22 protein-coding genes are annotated in these 19,139 nt (G+C 44.5%); 14 read left to right on the top strand and 8 right to left on the bottom strand.

Annotated elements, in window-relative coordinates; all coding sequences use genetic code 11:
* The first annotated feature begins 23 nt into the window (after positions 1-23).
* The 4 genes from KTE19_RS05660 to KTE19_RS05645 all read left to right on the top strand — a co-directional run bounded on the left by KTE19_RS05660 (position 24) and on the right by KTE19_RS05645 (position 2,082).
* Positions 24-1,208, top strand: a complete 1,185-nt coding sequence (locus KTE19_RS05660) for an SAM-dependent methyltransferase (protein ID WP_217163107.1) — start codon at positions 24-26, stop codon at positions 1,206-1,208.
* Between the two features lie 137 nt (positions 1,209-1,345).
* A complete protein-coding gene (locus KTE19_RS05655) occupies positions 1,346-1,591 on the top strand; it encodes a helix-turn-helix transcriptional regulator (protein ID WP_054747739.1) in 246 nt (81 codons plus the stop codon).
* Complete coding sequence (locus KTE19_RS05650; protein WP_054747737.1) at positions 1,581-1,931, top strand: hypothetical protein; 351 nt, start codon at positions 1,581-1,583, stop codon at positions 1,929-1,931. Before KTE19_RS05655 ends, KTE19_RS05650 begins: the two co-directional genes overlap by 11 nt.
* A gap of 4 nt (positions 1,932-1,935) precedes the next feature.
* A complete protein-coding gene (locus KTE19_RS05645) occupies positions 1,936-2,082 on the top strand; it encodes a hypothetical protein (RefSeq protein ID WP_217163109.1) in 147 nt (48 codons plus the stop codon).
* Positions 2,083-2,327: 245 nt separating this feature from the next.
* Here KTE19_RS05645 and KTE19_RS05640 read toward each other — a convergent pair whose 3' ends face one another.
* Both KTE19_RS05640 and KTE19_RS05635 read right to left on the bottom strand, forming a co-directional pair.
* Entirely contained in the window at positions 2,328-2,765 is a 438-nt protein-coding gene (locus KTE19_RS05640; protein ID WP_217341815.1) for a MerR family transcriptional regulator, read from the bottom strand.
* Between the two features lie 95 nt (positions 2,766-2,860).
* On the bottom strand, positions 2,861-3,298 hold the full coding sequence (locus KTE19_RS05635; RefSeq protein WP_217341814.1) for a MerR family transcriptional regulator: 438 nt from the start codon (positions 3,296-3,298) through the stop codon (positions 2,861-2,863).
* Between the two features lie 109 nt (positions 3,299-3,407).
* Here KTE19_RS05635 and KTE19_RS05630 point away from each other — a divergent pair, with 109 nt between their 5' ends.
* The 4 genes from KTE19_RS05630 (at position 3,408) to ahpC (ending at position 5,580) form a co-directional block, all read left to right on the top strand.
* Entirely contained in the window at positions 3,408-4,151 is a 744-nt protein-coding gene (locus tag KTE19_RS05630) for an SDR family oxidoreductase (RefSeq protein ID WP_217341813.1), read from the top strand.
* A gap of 15 nt (positions 4,152-4,166) precedes the next feature.
* Positions 4,167-4,583: a cupin domain-containing protein gene (locus KTE19_RS05625; RefSeq protein WP_217341812.1), complete on the top strand. Its 417-nt coding sequence runs from the start codon at positions 4,167-4,169 to the stop codon at positions 4,581-4,583.
* 2 nt (positions 4,584-4,585) lie between these two features.
* The gene (locus KTE19_RS05620) at positions 4,586-4,906 is read left to right on the top strand and encodes a carboxymuconolactone decarboxylase family protein (RefSeq protein WP_054747726.1); all 321 of its coding nucleotides are present in this window, start codon (positions 4,586-4,588) and stop codon (positions 4,904-4,906) included.
* A 110-nt stretch (positions 4,907-5,016) separates the two neighbouring features.
* Positions 5,017-5,580, top strand: a complete 564-nt coding sequence (gene ahpC, locus KTE19_RS05615) for an alkyl hydroperoxide reductase subunit C (RefSeq protein WP_217163118.1) — start codon at positions 5,017-5,019, stop codon at positions 5,578-5,580.
* Positions 5,581-5,746: 166 nt separating this feature from the next.
* Here ahpC and KTE19_RS05610 read toward each other — a convergent pair whose 3' ends face one another.
* The 4 genes from KTE19_RS05610 to KTE19_RS05595 all read right to left on the bottom strand — a co-directional run bounded on the left by KTE19_RS05610 (position 5,747) and on the right by KTE19_RS05595 (position 9,248).
* Entirely contained in the window at positions 5,747-6,388 is a 642-nt protein-coding gene (locus KTE19_RS05610; protein WP_217163120.1) for an NAD(P)H-binding protein, read from the bottom strand.
* A gap of 107 nt (positions 6,389-6,495) precedes the next feature.
* Positions 6,496-7,581 carry an Ldh family oxidoreductase gene (locus tag KTE19_RS05605; protein WP_217163122.1) on the bottom strand — a complete coding sequence of 362 codons (1,086 nt, stop codon included), beginning with the start codon at positions 7,579-7,581 and terminating at the stop codon, positions 6,496-6,498.
* 420 nt (positions 7,582-8,001) lie between these two features.
* Positions 8,002-8,469 carry a threonine/serine exporter family protein gene (locus KTE19_RS05600; protein WP_217163124.1) on the bottom strand — a complete coding sequence of 156 codons (468 nt, stop codon included), beginning with the start codon at positions 8,467-8,469 and terminating at the stop codon, positions 8,002-8,004.
* Positions 8,469-9,248: a threonine/serine exporter family protein gene (locus tag KTE19_RS05595; RefSeq protein WP_217163126.1), complete on the bottom strand. Its 780-nt coding sequence runs from the start codon at positions 9,246-9,248 to the stop codon at positions 8,469-8,471. The genes KTE19_RS05600 and KTE19_RS05595 overlap by 1 nt, the downstream gene beginning before the upstream one ends.
* A gap of 437 nt (positions 9,249-9,685) precedes the next feature.
* On the opposite strand from KTE19_RS05595, the gene KTE19_RS05590 reads away from it, so the two are divergent.
* The 6 genes from KTE19_RS05590 (at position 9,686) to argD (ending at position 16,464) form a co-directional block, all read left to right on the top strand.
* Complete coding sequence (locus tag KTE19_RS05590; RefSeq protein ID WP_217163128.1) at positions 9,686-10,561, top strand: homoserine O-acetyltransferase/O-succinyltransferase family protein; 876 nt, start codon at positions 9,686-9,688, stop codon at positions 10,559-10,561.
* Positions 10,558-11,886, top strand: coding sequence for an O-acetylhomoserine aminocarboxypropyltransferase/cysteine synthase family protein (locus KTE19_RS05585; RefSeq protein ID WP_217163130.1), 1,329 nt, complete (start codon positions 10,558-10,560; stop codon positions 11,884-11,886). The genes KTE19_RS05590 and KTE19_RS05585 overlap by 4 nt, the downstream gene beginning before the upstream one ends.
* 388 nt (positions 11,887-12,274) lie before the next feature.
* Positions 12,275-13,303, top strand: a complete 1,029-nt coding sequence (argC, locus tag KTE19_RS05580) for an N-acetyl-gamma-glutamyl-phosphate reductase (protein ID WP_217341811.1) — start codon at positions 12,275-12,277, stop codon at positions 13,301-13,303.
* Between the two features lie 18 nt (positions 13,304-13,321).
* Positions 13,322-14,530, top strand: a complete 1,209-nt coding sequence (gene argJ / locus KTE19_RS05575; protein WP_217341810.1) for a bifunctional glutamate N-acetyltransferase/amino-acid acetyltransferase ArgJ — start codon at positions 13,322-13,324, stop codon at positions 14,528-14,530.
* A gap of 11 nt (positions 14,531-14,541) precedes the next feature.
* Positions 14,542-15,288, top strand: coding sequence for an acetylglutamate kinase (argB, locus tag KTE19_RS05570; protein WP_217163137.1), 747 nt, complete (start codon positions 14,542-14,544; stop codon positions 15,286-15,288).
* A 15-nt stretch (positions 15,289-15,303) separates the two neighbouring features.
* Positions 15,304-16,464, top strand: coding sequence for an acetylornithine transaminase (gene argD / locus KTE19_RS05565; RefSeq protein WP_217163139.1), 1,161 nt, complete (start codon positions 15,304-15,306; stop codon positions 16,462-16,464).
* A gap of 193 nt (positions 16,465-16,657) precedes the next feature.
* On the opposite strand, the gene KTE19_RS05560 is transcribed toward argD, so the two are convergent.
* Together KTE19_RS05560 and KTE19_RS05555 are read right to left on the bottom strand one after the other, a co-directional pair.
* Positions 16,658-16,984 (bottom strand): heavy metal-binding domain-containing protein, encoded by a 327-nt coding sequence (locus KTE19_RS05560; protein WP_056983250.1) that lies wholly within the window; start codon positions 16,982-16,984, stop codon positions 16,658-16,660.
* 378 nt (positions 16,985-17,362) lie between these two features.
* A complete protein-coding gene (locus KTE19_RS05555) occupies positions 17,363-18,700 on the bottom strand; it encodes an FAD-dependent oxidoreductase (protein ID WP_217341809.1) in 1,338 nt (445 codons plus the stop codon).
* Between the last annotated feature and the right edge of the window lie 439 nt (positions 18,701-19,139).

The following is a 19,139-nucleotide window of genomic DNA, read 5'->3' as shown; positions in this document are numbered from 1 at the left end:
CATAATTCGTGGAGGTTTATTTGATGTTAGAGAAAACGGTTTACAGGGAATTATTGAGTCATGCGTTCGACATTCCGGTTTCAGTTACTTATTGGAATGGTAAGACTGAAACATATGGTGACGGCGATCCCAAAGCAAAAATTGAAATTAAAAAAGAAATTCCAATTAAAGAAATGACGTCAAAGCCAACTTTAGTCCTCGCTGAAGCATACATGAACGGCGACATTGAAATCGATGGCAGCATTCAGGAACTGGTTGCCTCAGCTTTCCGTCAGTCGGGTAGTTTTTTGACCAACAACCCATTTTTAAAACATTTACCAAAGATTTCCCATTCTGAAAAGGAAAGTGAAAAAGATATTCAAAGCCACTATGATATTGGCAATGATTTTTATCAGATGTGGTTGGATAAATCAATGACTTATTCATGTGCTTACTTTGAGCATGATGACGATACGTTGGAACAGGCTCAGATCAATAAGGACCGTCATATTTTGCATAAGCTCAATCCGGTTGCCGGCAAGCGTTTATTAGACATCGGTAGTGGTTGGGGAACCTTATTGTTCATGGCTGCTGAAGAATTTGATCTTCACGCAACTGGGATTACCCTTAGTCAAGAGCAATATGATTTCACTAAGGAACAAATTGCCAAGCGCCATTTGGAAGGTAAAGTTGACGTCTTGTTGGAAGACTACCGTGAAGTCAACGAAAAGTTTGATTATGTGACCTCGGTTGGCATGTTTGAACATGTTGGTAAGGAGAACCTTGGGTTGTACTTCAAGAAGGTCAAGGATTTCTTGGAACCAGATGGGCGGGCATTGATCCACGGGATTACCGGACAACACGTTGGGGCCGGGGTTGATCCTTTCTTGAATAAGTATATTTTCCACGGTGGCTATATTCCAAACATGGCTGAGAATTTGACTCACGTAATGGATGCCGGTCTTCAGTTAACAGATTTGGAACCACTTCGTCGTCATTATCAAAAGACCCTTGAAATTTGGTATGCCAATTACATGAAGGTTCTTGATAAAGTACAAGCCAAGTATGGTGTGCCGTTCTCAAGAATGTGGTCGCTGTACCTGCAAGCCAGCGCGGCTTCATTTGAAGCAGGTAACATTGACGTTATGCAGTATTTGCTGACGAATGCACCGAGTGGAACTGGGTTGCCAATGACTCGTCAATACGTTTATCAAAAGGAACAGGATTAAATTAATCTTTCAATAAAAAGGCAACTGCATGTAAAATGTAGCCGTCTTTTTATTAACTAAATTTTATTTATGGTAAATAATACTTTACTTTTAGAAAATATAGTTGTAGGCTATTCTTGTGAGGTGAGGTGATGCAAATGAGTAAAAAGAAGTTTGATGATGATCAGATTATGAACAAAGTATATGAATTCAGGGTTCTCAGTCACATGTCTCAAAAGGACTTGGCAGATGCAGTTGGTGTCAGTAAGCAAACAATTTTAGTCATGGAAAAGGGTCATTATTCACCGTCACTCAAGTTGGCATTTCGGATCGCTCACTATTTTAAGGTCCCGATTACTGATATTTTTACTTATGTAGAAGGAGATGGTTCCGATGGACGTTAAATCACTTTCAGATATTCCAGCCTGGATTTTTTATCCAATTAAATTATGGGCGGAAAAGGACAGCGACAACTTTAATATATTGGTTGGCACCGGAATGATTCTCCTCGTATTATCTTTCGTCATGGTATGGATATTGGTAAGACGGCTAGGTGAATCGGATGAGCGAACTTCCAAGACATACTTGAAAGCAATGTCGTGGGCATTGGTTGTGATTCTGGTTTGTGAGATTGTGTTTCCGTCAACGTATTTGGTTAATCAATTCAAGCTGTATAAATACGCGTTTGCGATGATCGCCGCGGCCGTTTATATGTATGCAAAGTATCGAAAAGAAATGAGGTAATCACATGAAAAGCAAAACGTTTACTGCGATGGGCCAAAATAGCTTGGATAAGAAAGTGAACCGTTTCTTGGCCAACCATGATAAAAAAGTCGTCAGTGTCAAATTTGCCGTTGGGTTTGGTTATGTGGGTGCCATGATATTGTATGAGTAGTTAGGAGACAGGGACAACAGGCGTTTTGATCCCAGAATTTAACGAAAATGACCAATTATTCCTGACTTTGGAATAGTTGGTCATTTTTATTAAATGGCAGGGATCAGCCATTTGGCGCAGCTTTTATCTAAGTGGCTATGGTGATCTATGTGAATAATCATCGATTGAAAATTAATATATGTCCTGGACTCCTTTTTGATGTCGAATTTCTGAAGGTTGTTTATCAGCCACAATCTAGTGATTACCTATTCTGTGTGGCCGCGTTCCTTGACGTACTGCGCAAACGGTTCATTGCCGCTTGGCTCGCCAGATTCTTTCGCCTCATACCAAGCAATGCGATCATTGACCACTTGCAAGTGTTGAAGAATTCGCTGATTTTTACGAACAAATTCGTCACGGGTTCGCTCCAATAAGGACACGCAATTAGGGATCGTGTCGTCACCCAAGTCCTGCCAGGCAACGTATTCTTGAATATCTTGCAGGCTCATTCCAGCGGCCTTTAAATGAACTAAACACTTGACCCAGTCAACGTCGGCATCGGTGAAAATTCTCCGGCTGCCTTCGCTGCTATGGGCCTTGATAACTCGTTGACGTTCATAAGCATGAATTGTCGGGATGGGCAGATCAACAATTCGTGAAAATTCACTAAGGGTATATCTATGTTCTGAATCGGTTTCTGCCATCGTGCTATCTCCAATCCTTTTAAAACAAGAAGTTATTTATAACTATACTTTAAGTTGAATGAAAGCGTTTGTAAAGCAAAATATTAACGGTCGCTTTATTCCTCGTGGCCCATCCGGTTTAAATAATCGGCAAAGGGTTCCTGACTATCCGTTTTGCCGGTTTCTTTTTGTTTGTACCAGTTGATTTTGTCATTCAAAATTTCCAAATGGTGTTGGACTTCGCGGTATTTCTTCATGAAATCAGCTTGAGTATTTTCCAACAGTGCCAACCGATTAGGGATGGTCTCGTCGCCCATAGCGCGCCAAGTGACGTATTGCTTGAGGTCGTTGATGCTCATGCCAGTTCCTTTTAAATGCAGTAGGAACTTGACCCATTTGATATCCGCTTCAGTGAAATAACGCCGGCCACTGTCGTTTCGTCTAGCCTTCAAGAGGCCTTGGCTCTCATAGTAACGAATTGTTGGTGCGGTGAGATCAACGAGATCAGCAAATTTGCCAATTGGATAACTTGATTCAGTTTTGAGTGCTGGCATTTAAATTCCTCAATTCTTGTTAAAATTAGTTATTGACTTAAAGTCCACTTTAAGTTGTAAGGTGACGTTTGTAAAGAAAAACTTGAAATTAATTTGAGGAGATGGCTATATGAGTGTTGAAAGTAAAGTTGTCATTATTACCGGGGCATCCTCTGGAATTGGGGAAGCATCCGCAAAGTTGCTCGCTAAAAATGGAGCCAAGTTAGTATTGGGCGCCCGCCGAACGGAAAGAATAAAGGAGATTGCTGATCAAATCATTAAGGCTGGCGGTCAGGCCACCTATCGATCAACCGATGTGACCAAGCCGGCAGAAGTTAAAGCATTGGTTCAGTTGGCAAAGGATCAATTTGGCCGAGTGGATGTCATTTTTAACAATGCGGGGATCATGCCGAGTTCGCCAATCAGCGCGCTCCATGTCGATGAGTGGAACGCAATGATCGATATTAACTTGAAAGGGGTTCTAAACGGGGTAGCCGCAGTAATGCCTGATTTCACCAGCCAAAAGCATGGTCAAATTATCACGGCTTCCTCAGTTGCCGGGATTAAGAGCTTTACTGGCGCCGGCGTTTATGGCGCAACCAAGTTTGCCGTTCGTAATTTGATGGAAGTGATTCGAATGGAAAGTGCCCAAGAGGGGACCAACATTCGGACCGCGACGTTGTATCCGGCTGCTATCAATACGGAGTTGCTTCACACAATCACTGATGAAAAGACGAGAGCGGGGATGGACAGTCTGTATAACTCGGTTGGCATTAGTCCGCAAGCGGTTGCCCGAGTGGTGAACTTTGCGATTGATCAGCCAGAAGACGTTAACGTAAATGAGTTTACGGTTTACCCAACTAAACAAGCATAAAAGGAGAAATGAATCATGGCAAAAAATGAAAATGTTAAGAATGGGATTATTTTTCCAGCTGGGCCGAAGAATGATGCCTATGCAAAGTATTTTGTTGGCCAGAGTTATTTACAGGGATTGGTGAATGATCCTGATGTTAATGTGGGGGTGGGGAACGTCACTTTTGAACCTGGCTGCCGGAATAACTGGCACATTCACCACGATGGCTTTCAGATTTTATTGGTCACTGGCGGTGAAGGCTGGTACCAGGAGGAAGGAAAGCCAGCCCAGCACCTAGTCCCAGGCGATGTTATCGTCACCCACGATGGTGTTAAACACTGGCATGGTGCCACCAAGGATAGCTGGTTCTCCCACATTGCAATTACTGCGGGAACTCCGGAATGGTTAGAGCCAGTTTTAGATGAACAATATGACAAATTGGAGGTCAAATAACAATGGCAAAAAAACAAACAGCTGGTCGCGATAATTTGGGTGATTTTGCTCCCAAGTTTGCGGAATTAAATGACGATGTTTTATTTGGCGAGGTTTGGTCCCGAGAATCCAAACTATCCGCTCGCGACCGGAGCATGATCACCTGTGCCAGCCTGATGTCACAGGGCTTGTTCCCACAGTTAGAAGCTCATATGAAGATGGCCAAACAAAATGGCGTGACCAAAGATGAGATGGTTGAATTAATCACTCACTTGGCATTCTATGCCGGGTGGCCCAAGGCTTGGTCGGCATTTGGAATTGCCAAGAAAATCTTTACAGATTAGTCCGCTTTTAAGTTAGAATTGATATTATCTTAGAATCATTATTGAAAACTTCTCCGAAATATTTTAAACTGGATACAGGTTGTAAATGATAATTATTGGAGGAGACGCATATGAACTTTATCGGTAAAGAAATTGATGATTTCAAAGTAAATGCTTTTCAGAATGGTGAAGTCAAACCAGTTGCCAAGCAGGACCTATTAGGGCATTGGTCGATTATGTTCTTTTATCCCGCTGATTTTTCATTTGTTTGTCCAACTGAGTTAGGCGATTTAGCTGATAATTACGCGGCGTTTAAAAAAGCTGGCGCAGAAATTTATTCCGTTTCTGAAGATACGGAATTTGTTCACCAAGCCTGGCATGAACAAAGTGAAGAGGTTGGTAAAGTCCAGTACCCAATGTTGGCAGATCCAGCTGGTAAGCTAGCCCGGTTCTTTGACGTTCTTGATGAGGATGCTGGTCAAGCCTACCGAGGGGTCTTCATCATTGATCCCCAAGGTACCATTCGGTCGTACACGATCAACGATATGGGCATCGGTCGCAATGCCCAGGAAGTGCTCCGGACTTTAGAAGCCGCTCAATTTGTCGCTGAACACGGCGATCGGGTTTGCCCAGCAAATTGGAAGCCAGGTGAAAAAACGTTGCAGCCGGGAACTAAATTAGTCGGTAAGATTTAACTTAAACGCTTTAAATTTGCGCTTCAGTTTCCTAGAAATAATACCAGCTAAATGTGACTGATCCTTGCCATTTAAGCCAAAAAGTAATGCATTCCAAAACCGGAATGCATTACTTTTTTTACTTAAATTCTGGGATCAAGTTACCGTTCGGCCTAATTTCATCAAATTAATAAAACGACGGTTTATCCCAATTTGTATTCGGCTCGTTAACACCCAAGCTCTTGCGGGCGTACTTGCGTGATTCATCCTGCAAAATGTTAACAATTAGTTGGGCAACAGCCTGACGGGTCACTTGGGTACCACCAAATGGCTGGTCGCTGTCAGTTAACTCATAGTTGGTGTTACCGTCTTTATTATAAAGCCAAGCTAACCGCAGCAACGTATAAGTGAGATCAGAATTCTTAATGACTTTGGCGGTTTTAATCCGCTTGGTGATTGAGCTTTCAATCATACTGGTATTCCACTGACCAAAGGCGCCTTTGACCTCATCTTCAATTCCAAGGACGGTGGCCCCGATAAATTGACGGACGTGGTTGGCATCCATTGCCGCCACAATATTTTTAACGGAATCAAGATCACGCATTTCGTTTAGATACACTGCGTCAACCCCATCCATGGCTCGATCCAAGGTAGCTTTATCGTTGAAGTCGCCATCAATGACAATTTCTCTGCTCGGATCAGTCACTTTAATCCGATTATTGGCATTGCGAGCATACAGTTTTAAGTTAAAATTAGTTTGTTGTAAGAGGGCTGGAATCAAATAACTTGAAATTTGACCGGCAGCTCCCAAAATCAGAACAGTTTTCAATTGAATACCTCCTCAAATCATTTTGTTGGTACCACAACTACTATAACGCTTTTGGTTGCAGAAAAGCATTTTGTAGAGTTAGTTATAAGTGGAGATACCAATCAGAACTAGATTGCTGGGGGAACGGCAACACCGGCTTGCTTGCCAATTGTTTCAAGCTCCTTGGCGGTCTTATCATCAATCACAACGCCTTGTTTGAGATTTTCGTCATAATGCTTATACTCACGATCACCGGGGATCATGATATGAGTCCCGGAAACGTGCTTAAGATGGCGAATCCGATCAAACATCTTAGAAGCCCGTTGCTTGAGATCATCAAGCTCACCAAATAACGCCGGATTAATGGTTAAGAAGAACTGACTGAAGTCATGTCGACCTGGCTTATTCGTATCAGCAGAGATCGACCCCTGAGCCAAAATTCCGGTCAATAATTCAACCACTAAGGAGTTACCAAAACCTTTGTAGTTGGAATTTTGTTCAAGCAGACCGCCAAGGGTTAAGACTCCGCCGCCAGGCTCATCTTCCGTGAAGGCAACTTTGGCCAAATTGTCTTCCACTTTTTGCGCATCGGTGACCACGTGTCGTTGGTCATCAACCGCCCAGTCGCCGGGAATGGGTTGATTGTTTTTGGCGAGCACTTGAATCTTTCCACTGGAAACAATCGAGGTCGCCCCATCGAAGACAAAGGGATGGGGGTCAGCCGGGAAAGTAAAGGCGAAGGCATTGGAACCCAAGAAGGCCTCAGTCGCGTTGGTTGGAACAACTAATGGGCGCGTGTTGGTCAAGGCAATCCCAATTAATCCTTGCTTAGCGGCTAAGCGGGCATAGTAGCCGGCCGTTCCGAAATGATTGGAGTTGCGGATAACAGCCAGCGAAATCCCCAATTTCTTGGTTTTGTCGATTAAGCTGTTCATTGCAAATGCTGAGGCAATCTGACCCATGTTTTTATTGGCATCGATCAGTAGGCTGGTCGGCGTTTCCTTTAGGACTTTCACTTTGTTTTTGGGTTCAATAATGTGTTCTTTGATCATGCTGGTGTACCAAGCCAACCGTTGAATCCCATGGGACGAAATGCCCCGTAAATCCGCATCAACTAATGTGTCGGCAAGTAGGGCGCCATCATGTTCTGAAAACCCGTCTGTTGCAAATACCTTTTCTAAAAATGTTTTTTCTGCTGATGAACTTATTCTCATCAGATCCGCTCCCTTTCAAATGAAGATTGATTTTCATTAGACGCAAAAAATCCCTGAACAAAAATAATTGTCCAGGGACGAATTTAGTCGTGGTGCCACCCAAAGTTTGTGATTCAACTTACGCTGAATCACCTCAAAAATACAATCAAAAAGATCATATTCTGGGGGATATCGACCCCTCAACGTGTCTAAAGCTTTCACTTTCGACAAGACTCCGAGCTCATCTTCACCGATTGGTTTAGCCTGCATTTTCAGCATTCAGCAGTCTCTGTTTGGTAAGCCAACCAGTTACTCTTCTCATTAACGTCTCATGTTTAATTAACCTGAGAATAGGCCATGCCAGATCTTTTGTCAATAGCTGATTGTTCGCCGTCACTGATTTAGTCAGTGATCGATCCGCAGTTTCTCGTCATCCCGAGATTAGGAATGTGATGGGGATCGTCGCTGAGTGACGATCTTCATGAGAATCGGTTTAATCCGGTAAAAAATAACTTCGGCAACCACAAATCCCACGGCAAGTGAAATGGCAATCGTGAGTGTATTAAACAGATATTGCGAAGTGGGGGCTTCCCGGCCTAACGTAAAACTACGCATCCCCAAATAGAGGATTCCGCCGGGAACTAATGACACCAGGCTGGGCACGTAAATGATGTTGACCGGCACTCGAAATAAGACTGCTGAAATGTTTCCAAGGATCCCAATCACAATGGCGGCAGTGAAGTTGGGTAAAATTAAGCCAGGATCAACCTGTAGTACCAGATAGTAAGCGACCCAGGCAAGTGAACCGGTGATCCCCGCTGGCAGTAGTGATCGGCGCGGGACGTTGGTAATGAGGCCGAAGCCGACTGTTGATAAAAAGCTAATGACAAATTCAATTAGGACTCGCATCAAAAGCCCCCAATCATGTGAGCCAATAACGAGCAAAGGGATGTGCCAAGCACCACGCCAGCGCCGATTGATCCGGCAATGATAATCGCATCGACTGCTCGAACAACGCCGGAAATCGTATTGCGGTCGACGATTTCTCGAAATGAGTTGGTGATGGCAACTCCCGGAACGAGCGGCATGAGGGCACTGACGATGATGTTACCGGCACTGGTGGCAATTCCAACAGTTTGCAGGGCTGCTGCTAATAGGCCAACAATGAAGCCGCCACAGCCTGCCGCAACGTAGGGTGTTTTAATCCGCCGGCCAGCCAGTTGGGCGGCGAGGTAACCAAAAATACCGACAAAGAAGGCTAGCCCCAAGTCAGCCCAGGTTGCCTTGAATAATAGCATTGGCGCAACTGAAACAACCCCGGCGCCAAAGATCTTTTGCGGCCAAGTAAAGTCAATAACTTTGTGATCAATTTGATCGATCGCAATTTTGAGTTCATCAAAGTTAATTTTACCTTCCACAAATTTTCGGGACATCGTATTGATTTCATCGACTTTTTCCAAATTAAAATCGCCAAGCCGGACTTTCACTAAATGCGTGCGGCTTTGCTGGTTGGTCCCAACAAATAACGCGGTAATCGTGGCGTGACAGCTAATATCAAAGTGGGCAGCCTTGCCAATGTACTCCACCGTACTTTCCACTCGAGAAGTTTCAGCACCGCTGGTGAGCAATATTTTGCCAACTTTTCCGCAAGTCGCAATCAATTCATCTTCAGAAATTGGGTTCTCCATGTTAATCTCCCTGGAATGATTAATAAACACATTATAAGCTCATTTTGTAACCGACAAACTAAAATTTTTTCATAAAAATAGATTGACAGCCTGTTAGAACGATGATAAAGTTATCAGCAATTATTAAAGATAGATTAGACGTTGAAGAGAAGAGTAGCGTTTATGTCGGCAATACAGAGAGCTTCGATTGGTGAGAGAAGTGCCCGACAGCGACGTGAAGATGAGCTCTGAGTCTGACGTGCGGTTGCGAGGCTAGCACGTCCGGTGGTGACCGATATATGACAGGGTTTTCCTTGGTTATGCCAAGGAGTACTTATTGAGGTTGTCACTGTGAAGCGGCAATGAATCAGGGTGGCATCACGAAGCTTTCGTCCCGTAGTTAATCATAACTATGTGGACGGAAGCTTTTTTTGATTGCTAATAAGGAGATGATTTGGATGACGGCAAACGCAACGAACGGGTTAGTTTATGCCAGTGGGAATTGGCAGAACCAACCACTTGAACAACCATTATCAATCTTGGTATTGAATCTGATGCCAACTCGGCAAAACACTGAATTACAGTTTTTGTCACGGTTCAATGATTGTGATCGGGAGGTTCAATTAACGTTTATGTATCCAGTAACTCATCACTTTAGAGGGACCCCGAGAGCGCAGATTGAAGCTCATTATGTCAGTCTTGCCCAGATCCAGGATCAATTCTTCGATGGCCTGATTATCACTGGGGCGCCAGTTGAAACCCTTAAATTTGAAGCCGTCGATTATTGGGATGAATTTGTGACAATTACTGATTGGGCCAGCACCCATGTTAAAGAGCAACTCTATGAATGCTGGGCAGCCCAGGCAGGCCTCTATCACGACTTTGGCATTGAAAAGCACTTATTGCCACGAAAATTATTTGGGATTTATTCAGCAACCAAAGTCAATCATGAATCACCACTCGCTCGTGGCTTTGGGGCTGGCGGTTTGATTCGGATGCCTCAATCCCGGAAGACGGAAAGTGTCCTTGATGAGAACGATCTTCCGGCTGGCTTGACGGTGGTGGCCTCATCACTGCAGTCCGGACCGATTATCTTATCAGCACCAAGCAAACAGACCACCTACGTAACCGGGCATCCTGAATATCAGGAACAAACTCTGGCAGAAGAATATCTGCGCGACGTGAAAAAGCATCTACCGATTCAACTGCCAGAACATTATTTTGAAGATTCAACGACTGGAATGGTTCACGAAACCTGGCGAGAGGCCAGTATTAAATTTTATCAAAATTGGACGCAACTCTTAACAGACAAGAAAGTGGGTTTATCATTATGACACAAACAAACGAAGAACAAAATTTACACTTTGAGACACTACAGGTTCACGCAGGACAAGTTGTTGACGAAACCGGATCACGAGCGGTTCCAATTTATCAAACAACTTCCTATGTCTTTGACAGCCCTGAACAGGCTGCCGGGCGGTTTGGGCTAACCGATCCCGGAAATATTTATACCCGGTTGACTAACCCCACGACCGATGTTGTCGATAAACGAGTGGCTGCGCTGGAAAATGGGACAGCTGGCGTGACTTTAGCAACCGGTTCTGCAGCGATTACCGCAGCCATTCTTAACGTTGCAGCTAAAGGTGACGAGATTGTTTCTGCCAGCACGTTATATGGTGGCACTTTCAATTTATTCAATGTGACCTTACCAAAGTTAGGCATCAAGACCCACTTTGTTGACCCCGATGACCCGGAAAACTTCGAAGCCCCAATTAATGAGCGCACGAAAGCATTATACGTTGAAAGCATTGGTAATCCGGGCATTAATCTGGTGGATTTTGAGGCGATTGCTGAAGTCGCCCACCGTCATGGCATTATTTTGATCGTGGATAATACATTTGGAACGCCCTATTTGGTTCGGCCATTAGATCACGGTGCCGATGTTGTGGTTCATTCGGCCACTAAGTTTATCGGTGGTCACGGGACTACAATGGGTGGCGTGATTGTTGAAAATGGCAAATTTGATTGGCAAGCCAGTGGCCGCTATCCTGGTTTTACCGAACCCAATGCGCAATACAATGGATTAGTGTTCGCTGATTTGGGTGGCAGTGCGTTTACGACCAAGGTTCGCGCAGAATCATTGAGAGACCTTGGGGCAACCATCAGCCCGTTTAATTCCTTCTTATTGCTGCAAGGGCTAGAGTCCTTATCGTTAAGAGTTGAACGCCACGTTGAGAATACGAAAAAGATTGTTAATTTCCTTCATCATCATCCGAAAGTCGCTTGGATTAACTATCCTGGCCTTGAAGACAGTCAGTATCATGATTTAGCGGAGCGGTACTTCCCCAAAGGCGTGGGGTCGATCTTTACGCTTGGCCTAAAGGGTGGCGAAAGAGCCGGCAAACAACTGATTCAAAATTTGAAGTTGTTTTCATTATTGGCGAATGTTGCTGATGCCAAATCCCTGATCATTCATCCAGCTTCAACGACCCATGCCCAACTTAACGAAGAAGAGTTGAAGGAAGCGGGGATCACTCCTGACTTGATCCGGGTATCAGTTGGGGTCGAGAATGCCGATGATTTGATTGCCGATCTGAGCCAAGCACTGGATAAGATCCCGGCCGATGTTCACGATGCAGTTGGGGCTCCCCGGCCATAGTTTGAACCATGTTTTAGCAACTCAGTATTCGAAACTTCAGCTGATTGGGACAAGAGGGAATTTGATCCCAGAATTTAAGTAAAAAAGACGCTGCATTCTGTTTTTGTGGAATGCAGCGCCTTTTTGTATCAATAAGGGATCAAAGTATCGCTTGTTCATTCTATCAAATTTATGCGATAACCAATATAATTATGCAATTAGATGTTGAAAGGAAACAATTGTGAACAATCTAAAATATGTATATTATTTCCCAAATAAATGAATAAATATCTAAATAAAGAAACATTTATGAATAAATTAAAAATTACTTGCATTTATCTCATAAAAATTGTAAGCTATTTGCAATTCATTAATATTACATTCTTATGAATAGTTGTGAGGCGATTAGATGCAGGTAGCATTAGTAGGAATAACCGGATACGCAGGGATGGTTTTATACCAACTCTTACAGAAACATTCAGGAGTCACTAAGATCAATCCTTATGATCATAAATTAACCGCACCCAGCGAATTGAATCAGGTGGTCCCGATCTTTAATGAGGATCAGACAGAAGTCCTGCCATATGACGATGAGGCCATTATTCAAAAGAATGACGTCGTATTTTTCGCAACGTCAGCTGGGGTAACCTCAAAGGTTGCGCCAAAATACATGGCAGCTCACTTTCCAGTGATCGATTTATCTGGCGACATGCGACTGGCAAGTGAAGCCCAATATACTAAGTGGTATCACAAACCAGCGGCACCGGCAAAATTCCTGCGGCAAACCCACTATGGTCTCGCAGACTTTCAATCCGCAAAGGGACAAACCTACATCGCTAATCCCGGTTGTTATGCCACCGCAACGTTACTTGGCTTGGCGCCACTCGTCCAGAACAACTTGATCGAGCCGGAAAGCATTATTGTCGATGCTAAATCGGGAACCACCGGGGCAGGGAACCCCCCCCACGCAATCACGCATTTCACTCAAGTAGATGAAAACTTACAAATTTATAAGCCCAATCAGCATCAGCACATTCCAGAAATCATGCAGGAGTTGCGAAGTTGGAATGACCAAGTGCCTGCAATTCAGTTTATGACAACCTTGGTGCCGATTAACCGTGGGATCATGAGCACGATTTACGCCAAGGTAAAAGCTGGGATCAACGAGGATCAATTGACAAGCGCGTTTAAGGAGACATACACAAATAAACATTTCGTTCAGTACACCGGCACGCAACTACCAGATATCAAACAAGTTGTTGGGACGAACAATTGTAATGTCGGCTTTGTTTATAACCCAGTGACTCATACCATTACCGTGGACAGTGTCATCGACAACCTCCTAAAAGGGGCTGCAGGCCAGGCGGTTCAAAATTTTAATCAACTATTTAACTATAAAGAAACTGAAGGTTTGGAATTACAAACGTTCCTGCCTTAATTAAAGGAGATCGATAGGATGCAAATGACGAGTGAAGATTCAATTAACATAACCGCCTTTACATGGCCAGCCGGATTCGATTCTGATTCAATCCACGCAGGTTTAAAGGAAGAGCAGGACGATATGGGCTGGATTTACTCCAAAGTTCCGGCCAGTGCTGCAGGTGTTTATACGACCAATCAATTTCAGGCAGCCCCAACGAAACTGACCAAGCAAACGATCAATTTAAAACATCAACTGCAGGCAGTCGTGATGAATAGTGGTAATGCCAATTCTTGCAATGGCGCCCAGGGTCAAACCGATGCCCTCAAGATGCAGGCGTTGGCTGCCGATAAGCTCAAAATTGGAAAAGACTTGGTCGCGGTTGCCTCAACCGGTGTGATTGGTGAGCCGCTGCCGATGGATCAGATTGAGGCTGGTATTAGCCAACTTCATTTATCACAATCTGCAGGGATTACCAAGGCCATTTTGACCACTGATACCCATCCCAAAACAATTACCGTGAAGTGTTTAATTGATAATCAACCGGTGACCTTAACTGGATTTTGCAAAGGATCAGGGATGATTCATCCCAACATGGCAACGATGCTCGGATTTGTGACGACTGACGCCGCAATTGATGGTCAGCAACTGCAATCAATGCTCAGCACGACCGTTGATGAGACTTTCAATCAAATCACTGTTGATGGCGATACGTCGACCAACGACATGGTGATGGTCATGGCCAATGGGGTGGCAAGCAACGAGCCGCTGACTGAATCCAGTGAAGACTATCCGACCTTTGTGAAGGAGTTCAAGTTGGTTCTCACTCATCTGGCCCAAGAAATTGCCGGGGACGGTGAAGGCGCCTCTAAATTAGTCGAAGTCAATGTGACCGGCGCGTTTAATCATCTTGAAGGCCAACAGGTTGCCAAAACAATTGTTGGCTCCAACTTGGTCAAGGCAATGATTTTTGGCGCTGATGCTAACTGGGGTCGGGTGATGCAGGCAATTGGCCAAACAACCGCTCACGTCGACATTGACGGGGTCAGTGTTTCAATCAATGGCATGCAGATGGTGGCAAATAGTACCGCCACTGGGATTGAAGATGCAAAAGTTTCCGCCAGTTTGAAAAACAGCAAGGTTGTCATTGACGTTGACTTGAATGCCGGGTCTGCCGAAGGAACCGCCTGGGGCTGTGACCTGACTTATAAGTACGTTCAAATTAATGCATCGTATCGAAGCTAGAAGGTGATTGGATGACTCAAACGATTGTAATTAAAATCGGCGGCAATGCCACAAATAATTTGTCAGAAACGTTTTATCAACAGTTAGCCGACTGGCATCAGGCTGGCAAACAAATCTTGATTGTTCATGGTGGTGGCCCCCAAATTTCGGAATGGAGCACCAAACTTCATTTACCCGTCAGCAAAATTAATGGGATTCGGGTGACCGGACCAGAAACTTTAAAGGTCACTCAAGCCGTGCTGTTGGGGCTTGTTCAGCCATTGCTATGCCAGCACCTGGCTAATCATCATTTGCCTGCGATGAGTTTGAATGCTGCGGGGGTCCCCGCCATTCAAGGTGACTATCTTGACCAGGCAGTCTACGGCGAAGTCGGTCAAGTGACCGGGGTTAACCGCAATTACATAAATCAAGTCTTGGATCGGAAAATCGGCGTCTGTGCTCCTTTGGCAGTGGCAGAAAACGGCAAGCTGCTTAACGTGAATGGTGATGTTGCTGCGGCCGGAATTGCCCGTTTACTTGGTGCTGAGAAGCTCGTATTACTCACAGATGTTCCGGGCGTCATCGTGGCCGACCACGTTGTTGACCAATTGACCCAGACCACCGCTAAGCGTTTATTTAAAGCTAAAGTGATCAAGGCGGGCATGCAGCCTAAGATTACCGCCGCATTTGATGCCCTCAAAAATGGCGTGAAAGAAGTCGCCATCACCAATGAATTGAAATATTCTGGGACCAGTTTGACAAAGCAGGTTACAATTTAAAGGAGACAATTAATCATGGAAAATATTTTTCCTACGTATCAACAATATCCAATAGAAATCGTTGCCGGTCACGACTGGCACTTGACTGATGATAAGGGTAAGACTTATCTGGATTTCACCAGTGGCATCGGCGTTTGCAGTTTTGGCTACAGCAATTCGCTAATCAAGCAACAGGTGACTGATCAATTGGGCAAAATTTGGCACACGTCGAATTTGTATCCGAGTGCTTTACAGGACGAGGTGGCCAAGCAATTGTGTCCGCAAGGGATGCTGGCCTTCTTTTGTAACTCCGGCACTGAATCGAATGAAGCGGCGTTTAAGCTGGCTCGTAAGTATACTGGCAAAAGTAACGTGCTGGCGTTTAATAATGGGTTTCACGGGCGCACGTTTGGATCGATGTCATTAACTGGCAATCCTTCGATTCAGGCAGGCTTTGCGCCCATGGTTCCGGGGATCTCCTTTGCGGACTACAACGATTCCTACGCGATCGACCAAATTACAGACGAGTTTGCTGCGGTTATCTTGGAAGTGATTCAAGGTGAAGGTGGCATCAACTCTGGCAATGCTGACTGGCTGCACGCGGTATCAGAAAAGTGCCATCAGACAGGTGTTCTGTTGATCATCGATGAAGTCCAAACAGGGATTGGGCGAACGGGCACTAAATTTGCCTATGAACAATTTGACATGGATCCGGATATTATTACCAGTGCCAAGGCTTTGGGAAATGGGCTGCCAATTGGCGCGATGCTTGGCAAGCAGAAGTTAGCGAGTGCATTTGGGCCGGGAACTCACGGCACGACATTTGGTGGCAACAAGTTGGCCTTATCTGCTGCCAAAGCCGTCTTGACCCAGTTAACCCCAGAATTTTTGACTCAAGTTCAGCAAAAGAGCCAAGTCGTGTTCAAGGCAATCCAAAAGCGTGTTGGACCATTGCCAGTTGTTGCCAGCGTCAGTGGAAAGGGTTTAATGATCGGGATTCATTTGAGTGATGACGTGAAAGTCGCCACGGTGATTGCTAAATTGCAGGCGGCAGGGATGCTGACGTTGCCGGCTAATCATAATACCTTGAGATTGTTGCCACCGCTGGTGATGAGTGAAGCAGACCTGCTGGCAGGAATTGCCAAAATTGCTCAAGTTCTGAAGAATATGAGTGCCACAGTTAAGGCGCAGGTTTAATAGCGGTTGACCGAGATTGGAGAGCAAATTAAAAGAGTGGTCCGAAAAACCATTCCAGCCATCAGAAGCTGGGACTGCTTTTCGGACCACTCTGTTGTATTGCTGACGTGCCAGGCTAAATAAAGGAAGTCTAAGAATCGATTGTTTAATTACTTGACCCCAAAATATGGCACATTAATCTGTTCTTTGACACTTACTTATATTTAACTGCTGTCCCATAAGCCGCAACCGACTGCATATCTGCGCCAATTGAACCAGAGTCAAACCGCATCATGACGACTGCGTCCGCACCCATTTTCTTGGCATTATCTTCTAGTCGTTGGACCGAAATGTTGCGGGCCTCATCAAGCATTTTGGTATAATCCTTGATTTCGCCACCAACGATATTTTTCAAACCAGCGCCGATGTTTCTAACAACGTTTTTTGATTGGGTGGTGAGGCCAAATACCTCGCCGATCACGTCGTATTCTTTGCCGGGAATGTGTTCAGTTGTTGTAATGATAAAATTGTCACTTGCCATGATGATCTCCACCTTTGTCAGAATAGGTACACTTTAAGTATATCGAAAGGCCGGTTGTTGGCAAGCAAAAGGTAGAAAGATCATCCTTAGTGCCCAGTATTGTGGAATAGCGTGTTTACGTTGTCAAACCGACTATTTCCGACCAATCTCGGCCGCTTAAGCAAAACAAGCAGGGCATCTAAAACCAGATGCCCTGCTTGTTCCAATTGAATCTGGGATGAAACTGCTTTTCACCCCGATCTCGTCGTTAAACGCTAAGATCGAAACCGCAGCGACTTAACCCCTGCATCGTGAAGACGCTAATGTGGTTTAGAAAGACTGTCATCACTCTGCAGTCATATTATAACGTGGGTCAAATTGCTTTACAAAAATGATCAACTATTTGGCTTCTTTGGCTTGAGCTGCCTGGGCGAGGATATTTAAGTAATTAAACGGGCGATCAAATTGAGGCTGGAATAGCATGTCGACCATCGCCAAGTCATCGATTGTGTTCTTATTTTGGATGCAAACTGACAGCGTATTTGCAGACTGGGAGACATCGTGTGTACTTAATAAGGAACCACCAAGAATTTTGCGGGACACGGGATCATAGACTAAAGACATCAAGACCGGTTCAGTGCTGGGCATGAATTCCGGCCGGTAGTTATCTTTAACAATGATTTCATGCGCGTTCATTCCTCGCTGAGTTGCGGCAGCCATCGTCATACCAGTTGAAACAATGGTTTTGTCGTACAATTTGAGCCCGGATGATGACTGGGTGCCCATATATTTGACAGTTGGTTTAACGATATTTTTGCCAACCAGGATTCCTTGGCGAACGGCATTGGTTGCCAGGGGAACGTAGGAGAGGCTATGAGTGGGATTATAATGGACGGCCGCGCTATCACCGGCCGCAAAAATATCCGGATCGGATGTCTGCATGTAGTCGTTGGTAATGAGGGCGCCGTTTTCGGTCATTGCCAACTCACCTTTGAACAAAGCGGTATTTGGTCGGAAACCAACGGACATCACAATCAGATCGGTCTCGTAGGTCCCTTTGGTTGTTTTGATCGTCACGGGGCCATTACCAGAGATCTCTTTGACCTGTTGATCCAGGCCAAGAGTCACGCCGTGATCAGCAAAGTCGCTCTCCACGATGCTTGTAAACGCATCGTCAAAATACTTGCTCATTACCCGGTCAGCCCCATCGAGTAATGTGACTTCATGGCCGGTGGTGCTATATGCCTCAGCCAATTCAGCACCAATGTAGCCACCACCAATGATTGTGATTCGTTTCTTTGAAGGAGCGGTTTCAAATAATTTTTTTGCATGATTCCAGTTCTTGCAAAGATAGACATTTGGGTTATCGACCCCCTTAATTGGGGGGATAACTGGCCATGAGCCAGAGGTGACAACTAATTTATCATAAGAATCTTCGAAGGTTTGATTCGTTTCTAAATTGGTGACAGTGATTGTTTTTTGACGTGGCGCCACTTTGGTTACTTCGTGGTTCATTTTGACGGTCGCCCCCAGCTTACTCAGTTCATCTGGACTTGAATAAAAGAGGCCTTGGGGGTCTTTAACTTGGCCGCCCAGATAAAGGGCAATCCCACAAGATAGAAATGAAATATTGTCATTTTTCTCGTATACCGTCACTTGAGCATCCGGATTTTCTGATAGAATAGTCTTGATAGCGAAGGTACCAGCATGTGTACAACCAATAACCGCGATTTTCATGATGATTTCCCCTTTGGTAGTTATAAAAGCACAAATTATATTTGTACCTTAATACTACAAGGATTGAAAACGATGTCAATGTCGAATTCATGGGAATTGAAGCTGAAATATGAGCGGCTTTGAGGTGGTACTCTTATCGGTTGTTATCCTGCTTAAAATATTGAATTTTAATCATCGAAAAGTGATTGAGAATAAGCGTATCAATTGGATTGGGATTGAACTTTAATGTGACCCAAAATGTCTTAGAATGGTTAATTCTGACAGGGTAGTAGGCATAGTTTTGATAACCTTGATTGTCGGCCGTAAATTTCAGGGTAATGTGATTTGCATCTTTTAAAAAGTGGTAGGTATGTTTATCAGGTAGATTGCAAATTTAATCCGAATTTTTGGACAAATTTGTCAGCATAACCTGATACGGTGTTTGCCAGTCGAGTATTTT

Origin of the sequence: Lentilactobacillus dabitei, from assembly GCF_019061365.1 — a bacterium.
GTDB lineage: Bacteria > Bacillota > Bacilli > Lactobacillales > Lactobacillaceae > Lentilactobacillus > Lentilactobacillus dabitei.
This window is presented reverse-complemented; position numbering and strand designations above follow the sequence as displayed.